Genomic DNA, 1,647 nt, shown 5'->3' with positions numbered 1-1,647 from the left:
GGCGCGACGCGCCGCCGGACGGCTGCGCCAAGGCAAGACCGCCACACCGTCGCTCAACCCCGCCGCCCCGCTGGCCGCGCTGGTCGACATCTTCCTGCCCGGCCCCACCCGCAGCCACACCACCGGCGCGGCTGCCCGCCGCGACCCGACCGTCGACCAGGACATCCGGGCGATCCTCGACAAGACATCCCACCAACTGTGGGAAACCGGCGTCCGCTACGCGATCGCCACCCAACCACTGCGCAGCGGCACCCAGCCCCGTCACCGGCTACGCGGCCTCGCCGACGCGATCGCCTCCTCGTTCGCCGTCTACGCCGGCCGCAACCGTCTCGCCCACCGCACCCGCATGCCCCACCCCGTCGCAGTACTGGCCGCCCGACGCCTCGGACCGGGATTCCTCACCAGCTCCCCGGAACTCGCCGCGATGGCCGGGCTGCCCCGCGACCTCGCGGTACCCGGCCTCGACCGCGCCCGCGCCAAGTCCATGCCGGTGCCGGTCGCCGTGCCCAGTGGGGGACGCAGCCGCAAGGTCCTCGGCGACGGTGAGGTCGGCGGCCACGCCGTGGCCCTGTCCGTCCCGGACGCCCGCTACCACACCCACATGGTCGGCCAGACCGGCTCCGGAAAGACCACCCTGCTCGCCAACCTGATCATCGACGACATCACCGCCGGACGCGGCACCATCGTGCTCGACCCGCACGGCGACCTCGTCCTCGACGTCCTCGACCGCATCCCCGCCACCATGGCCGACCGGGTGGTGCTGTTCGACCCCGCCCAACGCAACCCGCCCGCGCTCAACCCCCTCGAAGGCGACGACCCGGACCTGGTCGTCGACAACCTCGTCTCCATCTTCGGGTCGATCTTCTCCAAGGCGTGGGGACCCCGGATGGACGACGTGATGCGGGTGTCCTGCCTGACCCTGCTCCGACACGCCAACGTCACCCTCCAACACATCCCACCCCTGCTCAACAGCGCCCAGTTCCGGTCCGCGATGACCGTCGACCTGGACGACCCGGACGGGCTGCACGGCTTCTGGCAGTGGTACGACGAGCTGTCCCCGGCCCTGCGCTCCCAGATCATCGGCCCCGTCCTCGCCCGGCTACGCGCCTTCCTGCTCCGGGACTTCGTCCGCAAGACACTGCGCTACCCCAAGTCCAGCTTCGACATGAGCAAGATCCTCGACGGCGGGGTGCTGCTGGTCCGCATCCCCAAAGGCGAACTGGGGGAGGACACCAGCCGGCTGCTCGGCTCGCTGATCCTGGCCCGGGTGTGGCAGGCGGCCACCGCCCGCGCCAGCGTGCCCGCCGACCGGCGCAAGGACTGCGCGATCTACCTCGACGAGGCGCAGAACTTCCTCACCCTCGCCGCCAGCCTCGACACGATGCTCGCCGAGGCCCGCAAGTACCGCCTCGCGATGACCATCGCCCACCAGGACCTCGCCCAGTTCCCCCGCGAACTGCTCGCCGCAGTGTCCGCCAACGCCCGCAACAAGATCTACTTCAGTGTGGCGCCGGAGGACGCCCGCGTCCTGGCCCGCCACACCCTGCCCGAGCTGGACGAGCACGACCTGGCCCACCTCGACGCCTACACCGCCGTCGCCCGCCTCGTCGTCGACGGCCGGCAGACCCCCGCCTTCACCCTGCGTAC

General features: G+C 71.6%; 1 protein-coding gene. It reads left to right on the top strand.

Annotation, left to right across the window (positions count from 1 at the left end; translation table 11 throughout):
- Positions 1 to 1,647: type IV secretory system conjugative DNA transfer family protein (locus C1I95_RS33780; RefSeq protein WP_111220159.1), on the top strand; the 1,647-nt coding region annotated here is incomplete at both ends.

Source organism: Micromonospora craterilacus (assembly GCF_003236315.1).
GTDB lineage: Bacteria > Actinomycetota > Actinomycetes > Mycobacteriales > Micromonosporaceae > Micromonospora > Micromonospora craterilacus.
The sequence above is the reverse complement of the archived record's forward strand: the minus strand, read 5'-3'. Positions and strand labels throughout refer to the sequence as shown.